The following is an 18,947-nucleotide window of genomic DNA, read 5'->3' as shown; positions in this document are numbered from 1 at the left end:
CCTAGTCTATGGTGACCTCCTTGAGCACGTCCAGGTTGTCCAGGGCCTTGCCGGACCCGAGAACCACCGTGGACAGGGGGTCGTCGACGACGGTGATGGGCAGGCCGGTTTCCTCGCGCAGGAGCTGGTCCAGTCCCTTGAGCAGGGCGCCGCCGCCGGTGAGCACGATGCCGCGGTCCACGATGTCGGCGGCCAACTCGGGCGGGGTCTGCTCCAGGGCGATGCGGCAGGCCTGGACGATGGCGTCCACCTGTTCGGAGATGGCCTTGCGCACCTCTTCGGAGGTGATGGTGATGTTCTGCGGAATGCCCGACACCAGGTCGCGGCCCTTGACGGACATTTCCGTCTCGTTCTCCGAGGGGTAGGCGCTGCCGGCCTGGATCTTGATGGACTCCGCCGTGGATTCGCCGATGAGCATGTTGTACTTGCGCTTGACGTGCTGCATGATGGCTTCATCCATCTTGTCGCCGCCGACGCGCACGGACTTGGAGTACACCACGCCCGACAGGGAGATGACCGCCACCTCGGTGGTGCCGCCGCCGATGTCCACCACCATGTTGGAGGTGGGTTCGGTTATGGGCAGGTTGGCGCCGATGGCCGCGGCCATGGGCTCCTCGATGAGGTAGACCTCGCGCGCGCCCGCGCTCTCGGCGCTTTCCTTCACGGCGCGCTTTTCCACCTGGGTGATGCCCGTGGGCACGCAGATGATGATCCGCGGGCGGACGAGGCGGCGCGAGTTGTGTACCTTCATGATGAAGTACTTGAGCATTTCCTGGGTCACGTCGAAGTCGGCGATGACGCCGTCCTTCATGGGCCGGATGGCCATGATGTTCGCGGGCGTGCGCCCGAGCATCTGCTTGGCCTCGTTGCCCACGGCCAGCACCTTGCGCCCGCCGCGGTTGTCCTGCTTCACGGCAACGACGCTGGGCTCGCGCAGCACGATGCCCTGGCCCTTGACGTAGACGCAGGTGTTGGCCGTCCCCAGGTCTATGGCGAGGTCGTTGGAAAAGAATCCAAGAACCGTGTCGATAATTCTGGACATGGAAACTCTCTTGGGTCAACCCGGTGGTGCGGCGCGGAGGGGAAAAAGCCGGGCCTGACACCCGGAAGCGATGCGCCGCCGTTCAAAGGGCTTGATATACAAACCCCTTCCATCAAGCAAGGTTTCGCAGGAATTTCCTAAAACCCCCGTGAAATCAGGTGCTCAGGTACTACGCACTCTCCGCCTATTTTCGCCAGCGCTTCGGCTGCCGGGTCGGCAAGGTTCCGCTGGACGCGGGATTCTCGTGCCCCAACCGCGACGGCACCCTGTCCGTGGGCGGCTGCGCCTTCTGCAACGAGCGCGGCTCGGGCACGGGCCGCCACGCCGCCGGGGCCGGGCTGCGCGCCCAGTGGGACGCCTGGCTCGCCGGGCCCTCCCGGCGCGCGCCCCGGCTGCGCCTGGGCTATTTGCAGGCGTTTACCAACACCCACGGCCCGGCCGCGCATGTGCGCGCCGTATTGGAGCGGGCCGCGGCCCTGCCGGGGCTGGCGGGCCTGTGCGTGGGCACCCGGCCCGACTGCCTGGACGACGAAAAGGCGCGCATCCTGGCCGGGCTGCCCGTGGGCGAGCTGTGGCTGGACCTGGGCCTGCAATCGGCGCGCGACGCCACCCTGGAGCGCGTGAACCGGGGCCACACCGTGGCCGACTTCGCCCGGGCCGTGGAGCTGTGCCACCGCCACGGCATCAAGGTCTGCGCGCATCTCATGGCCGGGCTGCCCGGCGAGGAGCCCCTGGCCCTGCTGGAGGGCGTGGCCCTGCTGAACGCCCTGCCCGTGGCCGGGGTCAAGCTGCACAACCTGCTCGTCTGCCGGGGGGCGCCCCTGGCGGCGGCGTGGCGGCGCGGGGAGTTGCGGCCCCTGGAGCGCGAGGCCTACGTGGCCGCGGTGGTCCGGGCCCTGGCGGCACTGCGCCCCGACGTGGTTATACACCGTTTGGTGGCGGACCCGGCCCCCGGGGAGTTGCTGGCTCCGGCCTGGGCCGCGCACAAGGCCGAGACCCTGGCCGCCCTGGCCGCCGCCTTGGACGCGGCGGACCTGTGGCAGGGGAAAGCCCTGGACCCCGGCGCCCCGGTTCCGCTATGGTTCGACCCGGGCGCGAGCCCACCCCCCTCCCTGGCTTCCCGGACCGCAACGCCGGACGCCACGCCCCGGGCGTGACGGCAAGGAGTTCCGCCCATGCGCATCGCCGACAAGACCGAACTGCTGGTGGCCTGGCCCCTGGGCCTGGAACTGTCGTGGCACAACGGCGTGCTGCTGGGCTCGCGCGTTCGCCACGCCCGGGGGCTGGTGCCCACGGGGCTGACGGCGGCGGGGCGCAGCCTGCTGGCGGCTCTGGAACGCTACGTGGAAGGCGAGGCCGTGCGCTGGCCCCGGGTGCCCATGGACATGCACGGCCTGCCGGACTTCACCCGGCAGGTGCTGCTGGCCCTGCGCGACCAGGTGCCCCACGGCGCGACCACGACCTACGGCGAACTGGCGGCCCTGGCGGGCAGCCCCGGCGCGGCCCGGGCCGTGGGCCAGATCATGGCCCGCAATCCCTGGCCGCTGCTGGTGCCCTGCCACCGCGTGCTCGGCGTGGGCGGCGCGCTCACGGGGTTCTCCGCCGAGGGTGGGCTGGACCTGAAGCGCCTGCTGCTCGAAATCGAAGGCGCGGCCCTGTCCGTCACCAACCGGGACTGACTCCGGCCGGGCCGGTGCCCCGCCCGGCTACTTCGCGCCGCCCGTGCGCAGGGCCTCGCGGGCCGGGGCGCCGATGTCGCGCGTGTCCGGAGCCTCGGGCACCTCCTGAGCCTCGGCGCGGGCGCGCTCCCATAGGCCCAGGTCGGCGTAATATTCCAGCACCCCGCGCAGCCGGGCGATCTCCGCCCGGGCTCCGGCCAGTTCGCGGCAGACCCCCGGCACCCACTCCAGCAGCAGCCGCCCGGCCTCCACCTCGCCCTCGGCCTCCTCGTCGATGAGCAGGGTCATCAGCGTCTCGGCGTCGGCCTCCATGGCCTCCAGCTCCGCGTCCGTCAGCGTCGGGAATTCGTCCATGGCGTCCTCCATGCATTCTTCCGTGACCGGCTCCATGACTGCCTCCATAATCGGCTCCATAGGTGGTTCCCTACAACAGCAGGCCCAGCAGCACCCCGGCGAACACCGCCACGCCGACCACGCCGTTGAGCGTGAAGAACGCGAGGTTCACCCGGCGCATGTCGTCGGGCCGGAAGAGCATGTGCTCGAAGACCAGGATGGCCGACACCAGGGCCCACACGACCCACCAGCCCCAGCCCAGCCCGGCCAGGGCCCCGGCCAGCCCGAGGAAGACGGCCGTGTTCGCGTGGCACATCCACGACACGGCCAGGGCCGTGGGCAGGCCCGCGTCGGCGGGCAGCGAGTGCAGCCCCTCGGCGCGGTCGAAGTCCACGTCCTGGCAGGCGTACAGGATGTCGAAGCCCGCCACCCAGAAGGTCACCCCGAAGAACAGCAGCCAGGCCGTCACCGTGAAGCGCGGCTCCACGCCCAGCCATGCCGCCACCGGCGCCAGCCCCAGGGTCGCCCCCAGGACGAAGTGGCACAGCGGGGTGAAGCGCTTGGTGTAGCTGTACGCCGCGCCCAGGCCCAGGGCCACCGGGGAGAGCAGCAGGCACAGCCGGTTCAGCCCCGCGCAGGCCGCCACGAACACCAGCGCCATGCCCAGCGCCACGGCCAGGGCCTGACGCACGGTCACCGCGCCGGTGACCAGCTCGCGGCCCCGGGTGCGCGGGTTGCGGGCGTCGAAGCGCAGGTCCGCCAGCCGGTTCACGGTCATGGCGAAGGAACGCATGGCGACCATGGCCACGGTGATCAGCACCAGGGGCCGGAGCCCCGGCCAGCCGCCCGCCGCCAGGACCATGCCGCAGTAGGCGAAGGGCAGGGCGAACACCGAGTGCTCGATCTTGACCATGCGCAACAGGGCCGGGACGTTCATGACGCCTCCGTGGCGCGCGGATGGGCCGTTTGCCATGAAGCCCCGCCGCGCGCGGGAATGAGGGTTCTTCTAGAACGAATCTTGAAAAACTCAAGGCCCGGAGCGGAGCCTGCGGGCGCCGTCCCGGGCCCCGGGCCGCTACTTCAGGGTCACCAGACCCCAGTGCTTCTTGCCCTTGCGCACCAGCAGCACTTCGCCGTGCAGGAAGTCCTGCGCACCGGGGGTGAACATCTGGTCGGCCACCGGCTGCATGTTCACGCGCACGGCCCCGGCTTCCACGTCCTTGCGCGCCGCGCCCTTGGACTTGCACAGGCCCAGGTCCACGAGGATCTGGAGCAGCGGCGGCAACTCCGCCGCCGCATAGGCCGCCTGCGGGGCCGAGCCCAGCGCCGCGCGCAGGGTCGGGGCGTCGGCCCCGGCGGGGTCGCCCGCGCCGAACAGCACCTCCACGGCGGTCTCGATCTTGGCCAGCTCGTCCGCGCCGTGGACCATGGCCGTCATCTCGGCGGCCAGGGCCCGCTGGGCCTCGCGCAACTGCGGCGCCTCGGCCACCCGCGCGGCCAGGGCCGCGATCTCCTCCTGGCCCTTGAACGTGAACACCTTGAGCAGCTTGACCACGTCGCGGTCGTCCACGTTGACCCAGTACTGGTAGAAATCCCAGGGCGAGGTCAGGCTCGGGTCCAGGTAGATGGCGCCCTTCTCGGACTTGCCGAACTTGGCGCCGCTGGCCGTGGTCAGCAGCGGGAAGGTCAACGCGTAGGCTTGGCCCCCGGCCTTCTTGCGCACCAGCTCCGTGCCCGCCGTGATGTTGCCCCACTGGTCCGACCCGCCGATCTGCAACCGGCAGTCGTGGGCGCGGTACAGGAATTCGAAATCCATGGCCTGGAGAATCTGGTAGCTGAACTCCGTGAACGAGATGCCCACCTCGTCGCGCTCGATGCGCTGGCGCACCGACTCCTTGGCCATCATCGCGTTCACCGTGAAATGTTTGCCGATGTCGCGCAGGAACTCGACCACGGTCAGGCCGCTGGTCCAGTCGTAGTTGTTGACCACCCGCGTGTCCTTGCCGAACAGGGCGTGGACCTGGGTGCGGATGTTCCCGATGTTGGCCTCGATGGCTTCATAGGCCAGCAACTGGCGCTCCTGGTCCTTGCCCGAGGGGTCGCCGATGCGCCCCGTGGCGCCGCCCATGAGCACGATGGGGTCATGCCCCGCGCGCTTGAAGCGCAGCAGCGCCAGCAGCGGGACCATGTTGCCGATATGCAGGCTCCTGGCCGTGGGGTCGAAGCCGCAATACAACGTGCGGCCGGGAGTCTCGAAATGCTTGCGCAGGCCGTCCTCGTCGGACACCTGGAAAATCAGGCCACGCCACTTGAGTTCGTCGATGATGTTCATTGTTCGTCCTTTGTGTCGTTACTGCCGGAGCGCTGCTCCGGGCCTCGCCGGGGCGCTGCCCCGGACCCCGCCAGGGGGCGCCGCCCCCTGGACCTCCGCCAGGGGCCAACGGCCCCTGGACCCCGCTCGCCGTTCCCGCCCCGCGCGGCGAAGCGCCGCGCGGGGCGGGAACGGGGGCCGTGGGGAGCCTCCGGTGCTTTCCGGTCGCTCGCCCTCGTTCCCGTCCGCAGCCGGACCGTTTACCCCCAGAGAAAAAGGTCTTTTGGGGGGGAGGGGTGGGGGTGCGGGGGAGGGGAGGGCCCCCTTTTCTCCTCAAGAAAAGGGGGCCCTCCCCTCCCCCGCCCTGCCTCCCCCGGCCCGGGGCGCAGCCGCGCCCGGCGGCCCGGCGCCCTACTGGGCGCCGGGGCCGTCGGTGCCGAAGGGGGCCTTCCAGGCGGCGGCCAGGGCCTCCACGGGTTCGGCGAGCACGGGGCGGTCGCCCTGGGTGATGGTCAGGGTGTCGCCGCCCACGGTGCCGATGCGCGCGCAGTGCTGCCCGGCGAAGAGGGCCTCGAAGGCGGCGGCGTTTTCGGGGCGCACGCTGACCAGCAGCCGCGAGTTGGATTCGGAGTAGAGCAGGTCGGTGTCCTGCATGTCGTCCGGGCAGGCGGGTGCCTTGGCCAGATCGATGGCCGCGCCGATGCGCCCGCCGATGCACATTTCGGCCACGGCCACGCCCAGGCCGCCGTCGGACAGGTCGTGGGCGGCGCTGACGAGCCCCTGGCCCATGGCCGCGTGCAGGGTGCGGTAGCGGGTGCGCGCGGCCACGGCGTCCACCTGGGGCACGTCGGAGAACGGGGCCTTGTAAAGCTCGGAGAGTTCCGAGCCGCCCAGTTCGGGGCGTGTCAGGCCCAGCAGGTAGATGTGGTCGCCCCGGGTCTTGAAGTCCGAGGTGGTGCAGCGGTTCACGTCGCCGACGATGCCCAGCACGGAGTAGAGCACCGTGGGCGGGATGGAGATCTTTTGCCCGCCGCCGGTGTAGTCGTTTTTCATGGAGTCCTTGCCGGAGATGCAGGGCACCCCGAAGGCCTGGCAGAAGTGGGCCAGGGCCTGGTTGGCGCGCACGAGCTGGGCCAGCTTGTAGTGCCCGTCGGGGGTCTTGTCGCTCTGCACGGGGTCGCACCAGCAGAAGTTGTCGCACCCGGCCATGCGGTCGGGGTCCGCCCCGGTGGCCACGGCGTTGCGGATGGCCTCGTCGATGGCCGAGGCCATCATCCAGTAGGTGTCCAGGCGCGAGAACTTGGGGCAGATGCCGTGGGAGAGCACGATGCCCCGGCTGGAGCCCAGCACGGGGCGCAGGGCGCCGGCGTCGGAGGGGCCGTCGGCCCGGGCGCCGGTGAGCGGCTTGACCGCGCTGCCGCCCTGGACCTCGTGGTCGTACTGGCGCACCACGTATTCCTTGGAGCAGATGTTCAGGCGGCCGAGCATGGTCCGCAGCAGCTTGCCGTGGTCGGCGATGAACAGGGGCATGTAGGGTTCGTCGATGACGGGGCGCTCCCACACGGCGCTGAGTTCCATCTGCGGCACGCCGTCGTGCAGGAAGTCCATGGGCAGGTAGGCCACGGGGCGTTCGCCGTAGGTGACGTGGAAGTAGCCCGAGTCGGTGAATTCACCCAGGTGGGTGGCCTCCACGTCCATTTCCCCGGCCAGGGCCAGGAAGGCGGCGAGCTTGTCCTGGGGCACGGCCAGGGTCATGCGCTCCTGGGCTTCGGAGAGCAGGATTTCCCACGGGCGCAGGCCGTCGTACTTCAGCGGCGCGCGCGACACGTCCATGCGGCAGCCGCCGCTCATGCCGGCCATTTCGCCCACGGAGGACGACAGGCCGCCCGCGCCGTTGTCGGTGATGGCGTTGTACAGGCCCATGTCCCGCGCGCGCATGAGGAAGTCGTACATCTTGCGCTGGGTGATGGGGTCGCCGATCTGCACGGCGGTGGCCGGGGAGCCCTCGTGGAGTTCCTCGGAGGAGAAGGTCGCGCCGTGGATGCCGTCCTTGCCGATGCGTCCGCCGGTCATGACGATGGCGTCGCCGGGTTCGACGGTTTTCTCATGGCTGGGGCGCCCGGCCACGGTGGCGGGCATGAGGCCCACGGTGCCGCAGAAGACCAGGGGTTTGCCCAGGTACTGGTCGTGGAAGACGATGGAGCCGTTGACCGTGGGGATGCCGGACTTGTTGCCGCCGTGCTCCACGCCCTCGCGCACGCCTTCGAGAACGCGACGCGGGTGCAGCAGGCGCGGGGGCAGTTCGTTCTTCCAGAAGGGCGAGGCGAAGCAGAACACGTCGGTGTTGCAGACGAGGTTGGCGCCCATGCCGGTGCCCATGGGGTCGCGGTTCACGCCGACGATGCCGGTGAGGGCTCCGCCGTAGGGGTCCAGGGCCGAGGGGCTGTTGTGCGTTTCGACCTTGATGCACACGGCGTGGTCGTCGTCGAAGCGGATGACGCCCGCGTTGTCCTTGAACACGGACAGGCACAGGTCGTCCTTGCCGCGCGCGGCGCGGATGGCCGAGGTGCTGCCCGCGATGTAGGTCTTGAACAGGCTGTCCACGGTGGTCCGGGCGCCGGTTTCGCGGTTGTCGTAGTCGATTCTGGCGTTGAAAATCTTGTGCTTGCAGTGCTCGGACCATGTCTGGGCCAGGGCTTCGAGCTCGGCGTCGGTGGGCATGGCGGGCAGGCCCTGGGCGGCGCGGGCGGCGGCCACGACCGGGTCGCGGTAGTGGTCGCGGATGGTGCGCATCTCCACCAGGGACAGGGCCAGGGTGTTTTCGCGCGAGAAGGCCATGAGCGCGTCGTCGTCCATGGCGTCGAGGTCCACGGTGTTGACCTCGTCGTGGGCCTCGCCGGTGACGCGGGCGGCCCGGGCCTCGAAGCCCGGGGCCTGGGCCCACTGGGCGGCGCTCTTGTACTCGTAGCGCTGGATCAGCTCGTTGGCCAGGTAGCCGCCGGCCATGCGCCGCACGTCGTCCTCGTCCAGGTCGCCCGAAAGCAGGTACTGGGTGGAGGTGTACACGGCGATATCGGCGGCCTGGGCCTTGGTCAGACCCAGGACGAGGGCCACGGCCTCGCGGGCGGTGCGGCCTTCGTTGTCGGTGACGCCGGGGCGCAGGCCGACCTCGATGGCCCAGTCGAAGCCTTCGGCCAGGGGCGTGCGGGAGACGGTGTGCAGCACGGGGTCGTGCAGGGCACCGGCTTCGAGGACCTTGGCCACCCCGGCCTCGTCCACGCCCTGGATGGTGAAGACCTTGATGATCCGGCACTGCGAGACGGGCATCCCCAGGGCGGCGCGCAGGCCGCGCGCGGTGCGCAGGCCGACGCTGTCGGTGACGTGGGGGCGCGGGGCCAGTTCGATGCGGCAAAGCATTGCGGCGACTCCTGTAACGGCGAAATGGGCACGCCCGGGGCGGGCGGGCCATGGAACGGCAAACGGCGCCGTGGCGCCGGGGGGACTGTACGCGAGTCCCGGAAAAAAGCAAAACCCCGTGGCGGGCCCGCGGCGGGCGGGGCTCCGGGCTTGGGGGCGCGGCTGCCGGGCCCGGGCGGGCGCTTTCGGAGCCGGGCTTCGGGCGGCGGCCCCGGCGGAGCCTTGGGCGGCGCTTCCGCCGGGCGCCCCGGCCTACGGCTCCCCGGCCTCGACGATGGCGTTGCCGCCCCGGGCCTTGGCCCGGTAGCAGGCGCGGTCGGCGCGGCGGACCAGATCGTCGGGGGCTTCGCCTTCCAGCAGGGAGGCGACCCCGATGCTGACCCCGAGCTCGGGCCCGAAGCGGGCGACGACGGCGTCGCGCAGGCGCCCGGCCAGCACGCGCAGCCCCTCGGGGGTGGAGTTGGTGGCGATGATGGCGAACTCGTCGCCGCCGTAGCGGCAGGGCAGGTCGGTGCCTTTGCGCACGGTGTCGCGCACGATGGCCGCCACGCCCTTGAGCACTTCGTCGCCCGCCTGGTGGCCCCGGGTGTCGTTGATGTCCTTGAAGCCGTCGAGGTCGAAGAAGACCATGCCCACGGGGCTGCCGGTGCGAGCGGCGCGCCGGGCCTCGCGGTCCAGGAAGGCGTGGAACTGGAAGCGGTTGAACAGCTCGGTCAGGCTGTCGAACAGGGCTTGGCGCTTGAGGCGTTCCTCCAGGCGACGCACGGAGGTCAGGTCGCGCCCGACCACCAGGAATGCCGGGCTGCCGATCCTGGTTCCGCGCAGGCGCGAGATCATCAGCTCCAGGGACTTGAACGTGCCGTCGCGCAGTTGGAGGATGACCTCCACCGAGGGCGCCTCGTCGTCCAGCAGGGCCGGGCCCCAGGCGCCGGTGAAGGAGCCCACGGGCTTGGCCACGGCGAACAGGTTGCGCCCGGCCAGGCGGTCGGAGTAGCGCGGGGTGGCGAAGGTGATGTTGCCCGTCGCGTCCACGGTCATGACCATGTCCTGCATGGACTCCACGAGCTGTTCCATGAACGCGCCCTGCTTGAGGGCCTGGGCCTCCAGGGCCGAGACCTCGGTCACGTCCTCGGCGATGAAGAGCACCGAGGAGCGCCCGGCGCGGGGTTCCTTGTGCGCCGAGAAGTAGAGGCAGCGCGGGGCATCGCCGGGCTTGGCCGGATCCACGCAGTAGATCTTGGAGAAGGTCGGGCGCTCGGGGTTGCCCAGGAACAGGCGCCACTCCGTGTCCACCCCCGGGGCATCCAGCAGGGACATGCAGTCCATGATGTCGCGGCCCTGGGGGCTCTCGGGGCTGCCCAGGAAAGCATACAGGGCGGGGTTGAGTTCCAGGACGCGGCCTTCCTCGTCCAGGCGGCCCACGCCCACGGGCAGGGCGTCCAGGGTGTCGGCCTTGGCCTCCAGCACGGCGTGGCGCAGGCAATACTGCTCATAGGCCCGGGACAGGAAACGCAGGAAGAGGGTCATGTCCTGCTCGGCGTCCTTGCCCAGGGCTCCGGCCGCGCTGGTCTTCAGGCGCAGTTCGCCCCATTTCTCGCCCGAGGAGAGCAGCAGCAGGCGGCGCTTGGTGTAGCGCCAGGGCAGGGCGTCGTCGCGCAGGGCGTGCCCGGCTTCCTCCAGGGCGCCGTCCTTGGACAGCAGCAGGTCCCAGCCGTCGTCGCGCGGGGCGCGCAGGGCCAGATCCCAGTCGGTGAGGCCGAAGTTCCAGCGCAGGTGGCGTCCGGCGATGCGCGCCACCGAGGGCGTGCCGCCGGTGGCCACGGTGATTTCCATGGTCTGGAAGTGGTAGTTCTGCATGGCCTGGATGGAGTGCTCGTAAAGCCGCGTGGCCGGAGCGGCCTCCTCCAGGTCCAGGATGGCGAGCATGGAGCGGTATTTCTGGATGCACACCGCGCGCATCTCCTCCACCTCGGTGGTGGAGGCGCCCAGGCGCTCGCGCAGCAGCATCTCGAACTGCACCAGCAGGATGGGGTCGCGGTCGCAGCCGGTGGCCAGCTCGGACCACTGGGTGGCCAGGGTCACGGCCTGGGCCAGGGGCGCCAGCGAGTCCACGCCCTCGGTGTCGTGGTGGTGGGCGATGCAGCCGCAGCCGAGGTCGGGCACGCCCCATTCGTCCAGGGCGCGCAGGGTGAGCTGCGGGTGGGTCAGGCCCCAGGCGCGGGTTTCGGCGTCCATCTGCCCCGGGCGCAGGCAGGTCAGCACCTCGGCGTCGTCGCCGTAGGGCAGCATGTCCGGCGCCGTGCGGGCCACCAGCAGCAGCGAGAGGTCCTTGAGCAGGGCGCAGAGGTAGGCCAGGTCGGCCTCGCCCGGGCACAGGCGCTCGGCCAGCAGTTCGGCGGCGATGGCCGACCAGACCACCAGCCGCCAGTTGGCGAAGTTGGCTTCGTTCCGGTCGCCCACCAGCCCCTTGCCCGCAAAGGACACGGACAGGGCGATCTTGAGGATTTCCTTGGTGCCCAGCACCACGGCCGCCCGCTCCAGGGTGGTGACCTTCTGGGTCAGGGCGTAGAAGGGCGAGTTGACCAGGGTCAGGGCGGCGGCGGAGAGTACCGGATCCAGCCCGATGACCCGGGCGATGTCCTCGAAGTCCGGGTTGGGTTTGACCAGCTCGCGCATGAGTTGCGCCGTGACCGGCGGAAAAACCTGTTCGAGCCCCTGGCGCACCGAGGCGAGAAGGCGTTCCGTTCCGCTGCTCATGGGCGGCTCCCGGGAGTGTTTATTTGTTTCTGGACAACACCAGATCCAGCATGTCGGCCATCAGGTCGCGTTCCGGGCTGGCCGGGAAGGCTTCCAGGGCCTGGGCGGCCAGGGTCGCGTAGCCGCGCGCGGCGTCGCGCGTGGCCTCGGCGCAGCCCGAGGCGGCCACCCGGTCGGCGATGGCGCGGGCGGCCTCGGCGTCCAGGTCGTCTTGCGCGATGCGGGTTTCCAGTTTCTGGCGGGCGTCCGGGGGCAGGGTGCGCAGGTAGAGGATGAGCGGCAGGGTCATCTTGCCCTCGCGCAGGTCGCCGCCCGAGGGCTTGCCCGTGATTTCCGAGGGGCTCACGTAGTCCAGGGCGTCGTCCACAAGCTGGAAGGCGATGCCCAGGTTCAGGCCGTAGTCGTGGGCGGCGCGCTCGGTGGCCGCGCCGCATCCGGCCAGGATGGCCCCGCACTCGCACGCGCCCTGGAACAGGTAGGCCGTCTTGCCGGTGATGATTTCGTAGTAGCGCTCCTCGCTCATGGCCGTGTTGCGCACGTTGGCGATTTCCATGACCTCGCCGGTGACGGTGCGCAGGATGGCCTCGGAGAGCACGGCATTCAGGCGCGGAATGTCGTAGTCGGCCACCAGGCGGTTGGCCAGGGCCAGGAGCACGTCGCCCGCCAGGATGGTGCCGGTGCGGCCGAACTCCACGTGGGTGGCGGCGCGGCCCCGGCGCATGACGGCGGCGTCGAGGATGTCGTCGTGCAGCAGGGTCGCCGAGTGCAGCAACTCCAGGGAGCAGGCCATGGGATAGGGATCGGCCGTGCAGCCCAGGGCCCGGGCGGCGACCAGGGCCAAAAGCGGCCGCAGGCGCTTGCCTCCGGCCCCGAGCACATGTTCGGCGGCGGGGCGGACCACGGGGTCCAGGCGCGCGGTCTGGGCCTCCAGGAAGGCGTTGATGCGCGGCAGCTCGTTGTGCAGGTAGTGGGTGATGGAGTTCATGTGATGGGTATTATCCATGGGTTTGACGTGGATGGCAAGCGCTTCCGGACGGTTGGCCCGCTGCGGGGCCGGGCGCGGCGGGCCCTGCCGGCCCGTTCGCGCGGACGAGGGCACGCAGGGCGTCCAGGGCCGCGCGGCCCGTGGCGCCCATGTCCAGGCTCAGGTCGTCCACGTAAGCGGCGATGTGCGCCTCCAGGGTGGCGTCGTCCAGCTCGCGGGCCAGGGCGCGCACCAGGGGCCAGACGGCCTCGCGCCGCTCCCGCGCCAGGGTCAGGCTGGCGCGGATGGCCTCGGCCACGCCCCGGCGCCGGGCCTCGGGCAGGTCGCGCCGGGCGGCGATGACGCCCAGGGGCAGGGGCGTGCCCCCGCCGTGCCCGGCCCACCATGCGCCGAGGTCCAGGCGCAGGGTCAGCCCGTAGCGTTCGGGCACCAGGGCGGTTTCGTGGATCAGCAGCCCGGCGTCGGCCCCGCCCCGGGCCACTGCGGGGGCGATGTGGTCGAAGCGCATGGGCAGCGCGGTGAACCCGGGCCCCAGGGCCGCGCGCAAGACGGCGAAGGCCGTGGTGTCCAGCCCGGGCACGGCCACGGTGCGCGGGGCCTCGGGGCCGTCCGGCCGGGCCACGAGCTTGGGCCCGGCTCCGGTGCCGTACGCCCCGCCGCAGGGCAGGATCTCGTAGCGGTCCTCCAGGGCCAGGGCGGCGGCGGCCGAGAGCTTGACCACGTCGAAGCGCCCGGCGGCGGCGGACTGGTTGAGCTGCTGCACGTCGGCCCAGTGGAAGCACGCGTCGGCGCGGGGCTCCGGGCCGGGCCCCGGCGACAGGCCGAGCACCCAGGCCGCGAAGATGAACGTGTCGTTGGGGCAGGGGGAAACGGCCACGGACAGGGGGGCCGGAGCGGCGGCGGTGTCGGTCATGTTCATGTCGGCTGTGGTTGCGGTGGTCATGAAAGGTCTCCGGGCCCGGCGCACAGGGCGGCCAGGGCCGGGCCCAGGGCGGCCAGGGCCCCGGGCAGGTTCCAGGCGTCGGCCCGGCGGGTGCCCACGGCGTTGGATACGCTGCGGACCTCCAGGAAAGGCAGCCCGGCTTCGCGGCAGGCCAGGGCCAGGGCGTAGCCCTCCATGTTTTCGAGCAGCGCGCCGTGGGCCGCGCGCAGGGCGTCCGCCGTGGCGGCGTCGGCGCTGGCGGCGGCCACGGTCAGCGCCGCCGCCCGGGGCCACGCGGCGGGCAGGGCCAGCCCCAGGGCGCTGGCGGCGGCGTCGGGGGCCAGGTCCAGGCTCGGGCCGATGGGCCCCTCGGGCGCGCGGCCCACGGGGAAGCCCAGGGCGGCGGCGTCCACCCCGGCCCGGGTGCGCAGGCCGTATTCCGGCCAGGTTTCCCGCGCGGCCACGGCCACGGCGCCCAGGGGCAGGGCGGCGGTGTCGAAGCTGCCCGCCACGCCGAGGTTGACCACCCCGGCCACGGCCCCGGGGCCCAGGGCGCCCAGCAGGCGCCCCAGGCGCAGGGCCGCGCCCACGGGGCCGACCCCCGTGACCAGCGCCACGGCGGCCGGGGCCCGGCGCCCGGGCAGGGCCACGGGGGCCGTGGCGCCCGGCTCCAGGCCGGAGGGCGCCCCGGGCAGGGCGGCGCAGAGTTCCTTGGCGGTGGCCAGGGCCAGAACGAGCATGTCAGTCCTTGCGCAGGGTGAGCAGGACGCGCCCCGAGGGCAGCACGCGGCGCGCGACGATGCGCGCGCCACGGTGGCGGGCGATGGCGTCCACCTTGAACACGCCCTCGCCCGTTGTCTCCGCCGTGAGCCCTCCGCCGGAGGGCAGCCGCGCAAGGAGCAGGGACACCTCGCGCAGCCCGCTTCAGCAGTCCCGCCAGCAGTTCACCGGGGCGGGGGCGTCGTCGTGTTGCGCATCGTCCATGGCGGTTCCTACAGCCGCCAGAGGTCGAAGCCCGCCTCCAGCAGGGTCCGGCGGTCGAAAAAGCATTTGAGGTCCAGCAGCAGCGGGGCCTGCCCGGGGGCGAACATGGCGGTCATGGCCGCCGCGTCCAGGGCGCGGTAGGCCCGGTGCGGCACGGCCAGAACCAGGGCGTCCAGCCCGGTGAAGGCCTCCAGGGGCGTCAGTTCCAGGCCGTATTCATGGCGGGCCTCGGCGGGGTCGGCCATGGGGTCGTTGACCAGACAGGCCACGCCGTATTCCTCCAGGGCGTGGATCACGTCCACCACCTTGGTGTTGCGCAGGTCGGGCACGTTTTCCTTGAAGGTCAGGCCCAGGACGCCGACCCTCGCGCCCTTGACCAGCCGTTCGCGGGCGATGATGCGCTTGACGGCGGTTTCGGCCACGAAGCGGGCCATGCCGTCGTTGGTGCCGCGTCCGGCCAGGATGACCTGGGGGTGGAAGCCGATGGCCTCGGCCTTGAAGGTCAGGTAGTAGGGGTCCACGCCGATGCAGTGCCCGCCCACCAGCCCGGGCCGGAAGGGCAGGAAGTTCCACTTGGTTCCCGCGGCTTCCAGGACCTCCAGGGTGTCGATGCCCATGCGGTCGAAGATCAGGGCCAGCTCGTTCATCAGGGCGATGTTCAGGTCGCGCTGGGTGTTTTCGATGACCTTGGCGGCCTCGGCCACGCGGATGCTCGTCACGCGGTGGACCCCGGCCTTGACCACCGAGCCGTACACCGCGCAGAGCAGGTCGGCGGTGGGGTCGTCCATGCCCGCCACGACCTTGACGATGGTCTCCAGGGTGTGGACCTTGTCGCCGGGGTTGATGCGCTCGGGGGAGTAGCCCACGAAGAAGTCGCGCCCGCAGGTCAGGCCCGAGCGCTCTTCGAGGATGGGCACGCAGACTTCTTCGGTCAGCCCCGGGTAGACGGTGGACTCGTAGGCCACCACCGTGCCGGGGGCGAGGTTGGCGCCCACGGTGGCGCTGGCTCCGCGCACGGGGCCGAGGTCCGGGCTGCGGTAGGCGTCGATGGGCGTGGGCACGGCGACGATGATCAGCCCGGCGCGGCGCAGGCTGGCCGGGTCGCAACTGTATTCGATGGCCGCCCCGGCCAGGGCGCCGGGGGCCACCTCGCCGGTGCGGTCGTGCCCGGCGCGCAGCTCCTCCACGCGCCCGGCGCTGATGTCGAAGCCGATGACGGCGAAATGCCGCGACAGGGCCACGGCCAGGGGCAGGCCCACGTAACCCAGGCCGACTACGGCCACGGGCTTGGCGCGGGAGGAAAGTTCGTCGAAGGTCGTCATGTGCGGAATCGTCTCCTGCTGGGTTCCGGCGGGGGGCTTCCCGCCGGGGTCTGGACACGCTCCCCGGGCCGGGGTAGGACGTGCCCATGCAATTCGATTGGTCCGTTTTCGTCTGCGCCGTGGGGCTGGCCTTTGTGTTCGAGGGGCTGGTTTACGTGGCCGGGGCGTCGCGGATGCCCGCCCTGCTGCGCCTGCTCTCCGAGCGCACCCCCGCCGAACTGCGGGCCATGGGCGGCGTCGCCGTGGCCCTGGGGCTGGCCCTGGTGTATCTCGCGCGCCGTCTCGTCTAGGCTAGGGCGTCTTTTTCTTCCCCTTTGCCGGGGCCTTCGGGGCCTTGGTTTCCGCAGCGGTCCTGGGCTTGGCCTTGGGCTTTGCCGGGGCCTTGGGTCCGGCCTTGCCCGCGGTGTCCGTTTTGGGCTTGGGCGCGGGCTTGGCCTTGGGTTTGGCCGGGGCCTTGGCTTCGGGCGCGGTCGCCTTGGCCTTGGGCTTCGGTTCGGCTTCGGGTGCGGTTTCGGCCTTGGCCGGAGCCGCCTTTTTGGACTTCGCGGCCTTGGGCCTTGCCGCCCCGGCCGTGGCCGCCGGGGCCTTGGCCCTGGTTTTGGGCGTGGGCGCCTGGGCGGCCAGGGCTTCCAGGGCGCCCAGCCCGGCCTGGACGTTGGCGGCGGCGCGCAGGGCGGCGTTCCCGGCGGCCGGGGCGGAAATTTCAGGCGCTGAGGTTTCGGGGACGGGGGCCTGGGCGGGCCCGGCGGGAGCCTTGGCCCTGGAGGCGCCGACAACGAAGGTGCCGCCCGGGCTCGCGGGCTTCTCGGCCACATGGATGGTGACGATGCCGCCGGACAGGGGCGAGTGGGCAACGCCGGTGAAGCCCGCCGCGCGCAATTCGTCGGCCAGGCCCTCGGCGCTGGGGAAGGCCCGGATGGTGTCGGCCAGATAGCGGTAGGCCGTGGCGTCGCCGGAAATCACGCGGCCCGCCAGGGGCAGCAGGCGGTCGAGATAGAAATTGTACACACCCTTCCAGATGGGGCGGCTGGCCGAGCCGAACTCCAGGATGCACAGCCGCCCGCCCGGGGCGAGCACGCGCAGCATTTCGGCGTAGGCCGCCTGACGGGGCAGGATGTTGCGGATGCCGAAGGCGATGGTCACGGCGTCCACGCAGGCGTCGGGCAGGGGCAGGGCCCGGCCGTCGGCCTGCACGGGCTGGACGCCGCGGCGGTGGCCGCCGAGCTTGGCCGCGCCGCGCCGCAACATGGGCAGGGCGAAGTCCATGGCCAGCACGGAGCAGCCCGGGTGTTGGCGGCGCAGCTCCAGGGCCACGTCCATGGTTCCGGCGGCCAGATCCAGGAAGCGGCCCGTGACCAGGGGCCGCACGGTGCGCACCATGCGCCGCCGCCAGACCACGTCCAGCCCCAGGCTCAGGAAATGGTTGAGGAAGTCGTAGCGGCCCGCAATGCGCCCGAACATGGTGCGGACGCGTCCGGCGTGGGCGGAATGCTCGGCGGTGCTCATGGCGGTTCTCAGGCCTTGCCGTCGCCGGAGGCGGCGTCCCGTTCGCCGGGGGCCGCGTCGGTGATGGTCCGCAGGATTTCGTTATAGATGGCCGGGAAGATTTCGGAAAAATTGCTGGGGGAGACTCGTCCGGTCTCGATGAACTTGACCGTGATCTCCTTGGCTACCTGCAGGGCCTGCTTGCTGTCCTTGTCCACCATGGCCTCCGGGAACGCTCAGGGGAAAACAAAAACCCGCCCGGGGGGAAACGGCCCAGACCACCGAGTCGGGCGTCCGGGCGGGAAAAGAGGAGGAACCGTGAAGCCCACCCTCGTTTTTCCGGCCTTGTAGCATGGCCCCCGGCGCGAGTCGAGTGCGCCCGGGCCAGGAAAAAGGGCCCGCGCCATCCGGCTGCGGGCCCGAAAAAGACTTGTGCGCCAAGGCGCCGGGCGGAGCGTCAGCCCCCCGAGCCCTGGAGCAGGGCCGCGATCTCTTCGCGGATCACGCGGGCGGCGGCCGCGGCGGCCTGGCGTTCGACTTCCGCCTCCAGCTCGGCCAGCAGGGCGGCCTTGATTTCCTCGGTCAGCCCGGCCCTGATCTCGGCCACCAACTCTTCCCTGAGCCCGGCGGGCAGCTCCGGCGCGGGGGCGGGATGCCGGTCCAGCGCTTCCTGAATCCGGGCCTCGATGCGCGCCTCGATGCGCGCGTCCAGGTCCGTGTCCATTCTGGCTTCCAGGCGGTCGGTGCGCGCCAGCAGCCTCTCCAGGGCCTCCTGGGGCAGCACGGCGGGCGGGCCCTCGGCGAGGCGCGCGGCGGGTGCGGCGGCCCGGGGAGCCGGGGCGGGCTCCGGCGCCGGTTCGGGCTCGGCGGGCGCTTCGGCTGCGGGCGCGGCCTCGGGCGCATCGTCCGTGTCCAGGTTGTCCAGGCCGAGGCCGTCCAGGTCGGCGATGGCCTTGTCCAGGTCGTCCAGGCCTTCCAGGTCGTCCAGCCCGCTCAGGTCGTCCAGCGCGGCGGGCTCGTTTTGGGGTGCTGCGGGCGCGGGTTTTGCGGGCGCGGGGGCCTCGTCCCGCGCGTCGGGCCCGAAGGCCGGGGCGGCCTTGGCGGGTGCGGCTTGCGCGGCGGGTTTCCTGGCGGGCGCCGGGGCGCCGCCGTCCAGTTCGTTCAGCAGGTCGTCCAGGCTGGAGAGGTCCAGGTCGCCTTCCCCGTCGTCGCCGAGTCCGTCGCCGCCCAAGTCGTCCAGGTCGCTCAGGCTGTCGTCCAGGCCGCCCAGGTTGTCGTCCAGGCTGTCGCCCGCGCCGGGGTCGTCGCCCAGCCCGGAAAGGGCCGCCTCCAGGTCGCCCAGTCCGTCCAGGTCGTCCAGATCGTCGGATTTGCCGCCGCCGCCCTTGCCCGGGTCGGCTTGCGGCGCGTCTCCCGCGATCGAGGAGCCCAGGGAATCCAGTTCCTTTTCCAGGTCGCCCAGGTCCAGGTCGTCGTCGTCGGCATCTTGAGCCCCGGAGCCGCCGTCCTTGTCGTCGGCGAACAGCTCCTCGAGCTCCTGCTCGAAACTGAGGTCGTCATCGGCTTCGGCCCCGCCCGCATCGACGAGGTCGCCTTTCCTGATGATGTCGGTCAGTTCAAGGATGTCTTCCGTGTCGGCGTCGCCCGGTACCATCGCGGACCTCTCGGGGTTGCGTCCCATTGAGCAATGGGGGCCGCGTGCGCGGCCCC

17 protein-coding genes are annotated in these 18,947 nt (G+C 71.5%); 3 read left to right on the top strand and 14 right to left on the bottom strand.

What is annotated here, in order from left to right; genetic code table 11:
* Position 1: 1 nt before the first annotated feature.
* A complete protein-coding gene (locus tag ACZ5KV_RS06785; RefSeq protein ID WP_463054681.1) occupies positions 2 to 1,042 on the bottom strand; it encodes a rod shape-determining protein in 1,041 nt (346 codons plus the stop codon).
* A gap of 158 nt (positions 1,043 to 1,200) precedes the next feature.
* On the opposite strand from ACZ5KV_RS06785, the gene mnmL reads away from it, so the two are divergent.
* The gene (gene mnmL / locus ACZ5KV_RS06780) at positions 1,201 to 2,199 is read left to right on the top strand and encodes a tRNA modification radical SAM protein MnmL/YtqA (protein WP_464241586.1); all 999 of its coding nucleotides are present in this window, start codon (positions 1,201 to 1,203) and stop codon (positions 2,197 to 2,199) included.
* A gap of 18 nt (positions 2,200 to 2,217) precedes the next feature.
* On the top strand, positions 2,218 to 2,721 hold the full coding sequence (locus ACZ5KV_RS06775; protein WP_464241585.1) for a methylated-DNA--[protein]-cysteine S-methyltransferase: 504 nt from the start codon (positions 2,218 to 2,220) through the stop codon (positions 2,719 to 2,721).
* Between the two features lie 27 nt (positions 2,722 to 2,748).
* Here the strand turns inward: ACZ5KV_RS06775 and ACZ5KV_RS06770 are convergent, their stop codons facing one another.
* The 10 genes from ACZ5KV_RS06770 to ACZ5KV_RS06725 form a co-directional block, all read right to left on the bottom strand.
* The gene (locus tag ACZ5KV_RS06770) at positions 2,749 to 3,111 is read right to left on the bottom strand and encodes a hypothetical protein (protein WP_464241584.1); all 363 of its coding nucleotides are present in this window, start codon (positions 3,109 to 3,111) and stop codon (positions 2,749 to 2,751) included.
* 34 nt (positions 3,112 to 3,145) lie between these two features.
* Positions 3,146 to 3,991 carry a UbiA-like polyprenyltransferase gene (locus ACZ5KV_RS06765; protein WP_464241583.1) on the bottom strand — a complete coding sequence of 282 codons (846 nt, stop codon included), beginning with the start codon at positions 3,989 to 3,991 and terminating at the stop codon, positions 3,146 to 3,148.
* Between the two features lie 138 nt (positions 3,992 to 4,129).
* Positions 4,130 to 5,386, bottom strand: a complete 1,257-nt coding sequence (gene tyrS / locus ACZ5KV_RS06760) for a tyrosine--tRNA ligase (protein ID WP_464241582.1) — start codon at positions 5,384 to 5,386, stop codon at positions 4,130 to 4,132.
* Between the two features lie 390 nt (positions 5,387 to 5,776).
* The gene (locus tag ACZ5KV_RS06755; RefSeq protein WP_464241581.1) at positions 5,777 to 8,782 is read right to left on the bottom strand and encodes an AIR synthase-related protein; all 3,006 of its coding nucleotides are present in this window, start codon (positions 8,780 to 8,782) and stop codon (positions 5,777 to 5,779) included.
* 252 nt (positions 8,783 to 9,034) lie between these two features.
* Complete coding sequence (locus ACZ5KV_RS06750; RefSeq protein WP_464241580.1) at positions 9,035 to 11,539, bottom strand: diguanylate cyclase; 2,505 nt, start codon at positions 11,537 to 11,539, stop codon at positions 9,035 to 9,037.
* Between the two features lie 19 nt (positions 11,540 to 11,558).
* Entirely contained in the window at positions 11,559 to 12,524 is a 966-nt protein-coding gene (locus ACZ5KV_RS06745; RefSeq protein WP_464241817.1) for a polyprenyl synthetase family protein, read from the bottom strand.
* Between the two features lie 10 nt (positions 12,525 to 12,534).
* On the bottom strand, positions 12,535 to 13,467 hold the full coding sequence (locus ACZ5KV_RS06740; RefSeq protein WP_464241579.1) for a 1,4-dihydroxy-6-naphthoate synthase: 933 nt from the start codon (positions 13,465 to 13,467) through the stop codon (positions 12,535 to 12,537).
* Entirely contained in the window at positions 13,464 to 14,186 is a 723-nt protein-coding gene (gene mqnB, locus ACZ5KV_RS06735; protein ID WP_464241578.1) for a futalosine hydrolase, read from the bottom strand. Before mqnB ends, ACZ5KV_RS06740 begins: the two co-directional genes overlap by 4 nt.
* 1 nt (position 14,187) lies before the next feature.
* A complete protein-coding gene (locus ACZ5KV_RS06730; RefSeq protein WP_464241577.1) occupies positions 14,188 to 14,355 on the bottom strand; it encodes a hypothetical protein in 168 nt (55 codons plus the stop codon).
* 83 nt (positions 14,356 to 14,438) lie between these two features.
* Positions 14,439 to 15,752, bottom strand: coding sequence for a nucleotide sugar dehydrogenase (locus tag ACZ5KV_RS06725; RefSeq protein ID WP_464241576.1), 1,314 nt, complete (start codon positions 15,750 to 15,752; stop codon positions 14,439 to 14,441).
* Positions 15,753 to 15,838: 86 nt separating this feature from the next.
* Here ACZ5KV_RS06725 and ACZ5KV_RS06720 point away from each other — a divergent pair, with 86 nt between their 5' ends.
* Positions 15,839 to 16,042: a DUF2065 family protein gene (locus ACZ5KV_RS06720; RefSeq protein WP_464241575.1), complete on the top strand. Its 204-nt coding sequence runs from the start codon at positions 15,839 to 15,841 to the stop codon at positions 16,040 to 16,042.
* Between the two features lies 1 nt (position 16,043).
* Here ACZ5KV_RS06720 and ACZ5KV_RS06715 read toward each other — a convergent pair whose 3' ends face one another.
* From ACZ5KV_RS06715 to ACZ5KV_RS06705, 3 genes are all read right to left on the bottom strand, one after another.
* Complete coding sequence (locus tag ACZ5KV_RS06715) at positions 16,044 to 17,258, bottom strand: ubiquinone/menaquinone biosynthesis methyltransferase (RefSeq protein WP_464241574.1); 1,215 nt, start codon at positions 17,256 to 17,258, stop codon at positions 16,044 to 16,046.
* A gap of 8 nt (positions 17,259 to 17,266) precedes the next feature.
* Entirely contained in the window at positions 17,267 to 17,455 is a 189-nt protein-coding gene (locus ACZ5KV_RS06710) for a hypothetical protein (RefSeq protein ID WP_464241816.1), read from the bottom strand.
* A gap of 239 nt (positions 17,456 to 17,694) precedes the next feature.
* Positions 17,695 to 18,891, bottom strand: coding sequence for a hypothetical protein (locus ACZ5KV_RS06705; RefSeq protein ID WP_464241573.1), 1,197 nt, complete (start codon positions 18,889 to 18,891; stop codon positions 17,695 to 17,697).
* Between the last annotated feature and the right edge of the window lie 56 nt (positions 18,892 to 18,947).

This window comes from Desulfocurvus thunnarius, assembly GCF_055390965.1.
The sequence above is the reverse complement of the archived record's forward strand: the minus strand, read 5'-3'. Positions and strand labels throughout refer to the sequence as shown.

Bases quoted from the DNA above. Each gene is read 5' to 3' on its own strand.
- ACZ5KV_RS06785 (WP_463054681.1), bottom strand. From the start codon at position 1,042: ATGTCCAGAATTATCGACACGGTTCTTGGATTCTTTTCCAACGACCTC.
- ACZ5KV_RS06775 (WP_464241585.1), top strand. From the start codon at position 2,218: ATGCGCATCGCCGACAAGACCGAACTGCTGGTGGCCTGGCCCCTGGGC.
- ACZ5KV_RS06770 (WP_464241584.1), bottom strand. From the start codon at position 3,111: ATGGAGCCGGTCACGGAAGAATGCATGGAGGACGCCATGGACGAATTC.
- ACZ5KV_RS06765 (WP_464241583.1), bottom strand. From the start codon at position 3,991: ATGAACGTCCCGGCCCTGTTGCGCATGGTCAAGATCGAGCACTCGGTG.
- tyrS (WP_464241582.1), bottom strand. From the start codon at position 5,386: ATGAACATCATCGACGAACTCAAGTGGCGTGGCCTGATTTTCCAGGTG.
- ACZ5KV_RS06755 (WP_464241581.1), bottom strand. From the start codon at position 8,782: ATGCTTTGCCGCATCGAACTGGCCCCGCGCCCCCACGTCACCGACAGC.
- ACZ5KV_RS06750 (WP_464241580.1), bottom strand. From the start codon at position 11,539: ATGAGCAGCGGAACGGAACGCCTTCTCGCCTCGGTGCGCCAGGGGCTC.
- ACZ5KV_RS06745 (WP_464241817.1), bottom strand. From the start codon at position 12,524: ATGAACTCCATCACCCACTACCTGCACAACGAGCTGCCGCGCATCAAC.
- ACZ5KV_RS06740 (WP_464241579.1), bottom strand. From the start codon at position 13,467: ATGACCACCGCAACCACAGCCGACATGAACATGACCGACACCGCCGCC.
- mqnB (WP_464241578.1), bottom strand. From the start codon at position 14,186: ATGCTCGTTCTGGCCCTGGCCACCGCCAAGGAACTCTGCGCCGCCCTG.
- ACZ5KV_RS06725 (WP_464241576.1), bottom strand. From the start codon at position 15,752: ATGACGACCTTCGACGAACTTTCCTCCCGCGCCAAGCCCGTGGCCGTA.
- ACZ5KV_RS06720 (WP_464241575.1), top strand. From the start codon at position 15,839: ATGCAATTCGATTGGTCCGTTTTCGTCTGCGCCGTGGGGCTGGCCTTT.
- ACZ5KV_RS06715 (WP_464241574.1), bottom strand. From the start codon at position 17,258: ATGAGCACCGCCGAGCATTCCGCCCACGCCGGACGCGTCCGCACCATG.
- ACZ5KV_RS06705 (WP_464241573.1), bottom strand. From the start codon at position 18,891: ATGGTACCGGGCGACGCCGACACGGAAGACATCCTTGAACTGACCGAC.